The sequence below is a fragment of the Geobacillus sp. ZGt-1 genome (assembly GCF_001026865.1).
GTDB classification, from domain to species: domain Bacteria; phylum Bacillota; class Bacilli; order Bacillales; family Anoxybacillaceae; genus Geobacillus; species Geobacillus thermoleovorans.
The window spans coordinates 44,262-46,791 of sequence record NZ_LDPD01000028.1 but is presented as its reverse complement, the minus strand read 5'-3'; the positions used below and the strand labels follow the sequence as shown (position 1 = coordinate 46,791).

The window sequence follows — 2,530 nt, the reverse complement described above, 5'->3', positions numbered from 1 at the left end:
ACATGTTGTGGTGAAGAGCCTTTTTTTGCTCTTTTCCCTATGGTATATTGATGGTAAGTCATTGATGTGAAGAGGTGGTTGTATGCCATACCGCATTTTGTTCGTCTGCACGGGCAATACGTGCCGAAGCCCGATGGCCGCTGCATTGTTGGAGAATAAGCAGCTGCCAGGCGTCGAGGTGAAATCGGCCGGCGTGTTTGCGGCGGAAGGGAGCGAGGCGTCGGTTCACGCCAAGACGGTGTTGAAGGAAAAAGGAATCGAAGCGGCCCACCGCTCCTCGCAGCTGAAAAAAGAGCATATCGACTGGGCGACGCACGTGCTGGCGATGACATCCGGCCATAAAGAAATGATCGTCGAGCGTTTCCCAGAAGCGAAGGACAAAACGTTTACGTTGAAGCAGTTCGTCTCGGGAACAGACGGCGACATCGCCGATCCGTTCGGCGGGCCGATTGAAGTGTACCGGGCGGCGCGCGATGAGCTGGAGACGCTCATTGACCGCTTGGCGGAAAAGTTGCAAACAGAACAATGAGGTTGAGAAGTGAGGGGGAACACAAATGGGGGGGACAAGTCATCGGTTCGGTTTGCGCCTGAAGCTCGTCGTCTTTACGACAGCGTTGGCGCTGATCACGTATTCAACGAGCGCCTTTTTCTTGTACGTTTTGTATGATCAGTGGTTCGCCTCATGGAACAAAAGCGTGTTCACGATGATCGTGTTGCTCCTTGGCATCTTTTGGTCCGGAGTGCTTGCCTATTTGGCCGCTGGCTGGATTACAAGGCCGCTGCAACGGCTCGAGGAAGCGGCGGCAAAGGCGACGGAAGGGCATATCGATGAGGATGTTCCGCTGCCCTCTTCCCATGACGAAATTCGCTCGCTGGCTGTCGCGTTCAACCGGATGCTCGGCCATTTGCGCGCAGTCGTCGCCAATGTGGAAGAGAGCGCAGCGCGCACGACTGAAAAGACGGCGGAAATGAGGCAGGCGTCCGAAACAGCGTCAAACCGTGCACGCGATATTGCAGCGACCATTGACGACATTTCCAAAGGGGCGGCGTCTTCGGCCGAGGCGATCCAAGAAGCGGCTGCGGCGGCCGAGGATGTGCTCGCCATCGCAGTACAAGTAAAAGAAACAGCCGAGCGTGCGGAACAGTCGGTATATGGGATGGCCGAAACGCTGAAGGCAAGCCGCGATATCACCCATTCGCTTGTCAGCGGCATCGATCAGCTGGCTGACGATCAAGAACTGTCGCGGGCGGCTGTCAAGCAGCTCGAAGCACACGCCAATCAAATCGGCAACATTACGTTGCTTGTCGCGGACATCGCTGAACAGACGAACTTGCTTGCGCTCAATGCTTCCATTGAGGCAGCCCGCGCCGGCGAGCACGGCCGGGGGTTTGCCGTCGTCGCTGAGGAAGTGCGCAAGCTGGCTGATGAGAGCGCCAAGGCGGTCAAGAAAATCGCGGAACTGGTCGGCAACATTCAAAATGAAGTCGCCCGTGTGGTGGCGCAAATGGACAAGCAGGTGGCCGCCGCAAACGCTGAGGCGGCGAAAGGGGAGCGCACGAATGAGGCCATTGCGGCCATGGCGGCCTCAGCTGATGAAGTGATCCGCGCCGTCCATGACATCGCTGAGTTGGCGAAGCGTCAAATGGGGCATATGAAGCGGGCCGCGGCGCAGACGCAAGAAGTGGCGGCGATTGCTGAGCAGACGTCCGCCGGCGCGCTCGAAGTTGCGGCGGCGACCGAGGAGCNNGCCGCATCGATCAACGATGTGCATAAACTGGCTGGCGAGTTGGTTGAACAGGCCGAACAATTGCAGGCGGCTGTCGCCCGGTTCCGCACCCGTTGATGCACATGCAAATATGATTCATCGAAAGGAGGAAGGGCGATTCCTCCCTGGCTTTCGCTATCACTGCGAAGCCTAGGGCTCCCCGCCCGAACGTGATGAAAGTCGCTATTGCTTCTGACCATGGTGGAATTCGCATTCGTGAGGAAATTAAAGCACTGTTGGATGAAATGGGAATCGAGTACACCGATTTTGGCTGCGATTGTGAAACATCGGTCGATTACCCGGATTACGCGCTTCCCGTCGCTGAAAAAGTGGCGCGCGGCGAATTTGATCGCGGCATTTTGATCTGCGGCACCGGCATCGGCATGACGATCGCCGCCAACAAAGTGAAAGGGGTGCGCTGCGCCCTTTGCCACGACGTCTACAGCGCCAAGCTGACGCGCATGCATAACGACAGCAACATTCTCGCGATGGGGGAGCGCGTCATCGGCCCCGGCCTGGCGCGCGAAATCGCCAAGGCATGGCTTGAGACCGAATTTGAAGGCGGACGCCATGCGCGGCGAATCGGCAAAATCGCCGAGTATGAAAATAAGCATTTGTAGGCGGAACCAGGGCCGCATCGGAGCGGATGCGGCCTGCGAGCCATAAGCGGGAGACGCCGTGCAGCCCCATGCCGGCCGTGGGCGTCTTGCTTCATGAGAATGGCGGCAGCAAGGGAGTGTATAGAGATGCAACGAAATCGTTTA

2 protein-coding genes and 1 pseudogene are annotated in these 2,530 nt (G+C 57.7%); all 3 read left to right on the top strand.

Annotated elements, in window-relative coordinates; all coding sequences use genetic code 11:
- The first annotated feature begins 82 nt into the window (after positions 1 to 82).
- On the top strand, positions 83 to 529 hold the full coding sequence (locus VU18_RS14685) for a low molecular weight protein arginine phosphatase (protein WP_011232840.1): 447 nt from the start codon (positions 83 to 85) through the stop codon (positions 527 to 529).
- Positions 530 to 554: 25 nt separating this feature from the next.
- Positions 555 to 1,746 (top strand): annotated as a pseudogene (locus tag VU18_RS14680) (methyl-accepting chemotaxis protein); the annotation flags it as partial.
- Between the two features lie 193 nt (positions 1,747 to 1,939).
- Positions 1,940 to 2,386, top strand: a complete 447-nt coding sequence (gene rpiB / locus VU18_RS14675) for a ribose 5-phosphate isomerase B (protein ID WP_011232838.1) — start codon at positions 1,940 to 1,942, stop codon at positions 2,384 to 2,386.
- Positions 2,387 to 2,530 lie beyond the last annotated feature (144 nt).

Excerpts from the sequence above, each read along its gene's own strand:
- VU18_RS14685 (WP_011232840.1), top strand. The coding sequence starts at position 83 with ATGCCATACCGCATTTTGTTCGTCTGCACGGGCAATACGTGCCGAAGC.
- rpiB (WP_011232838.1), top strand. The coding sequence starts at position 1,940 with ATGAAAGTCGCTATTGCTTCTGACCATGGTGGAATTCGCATTCGTGAG.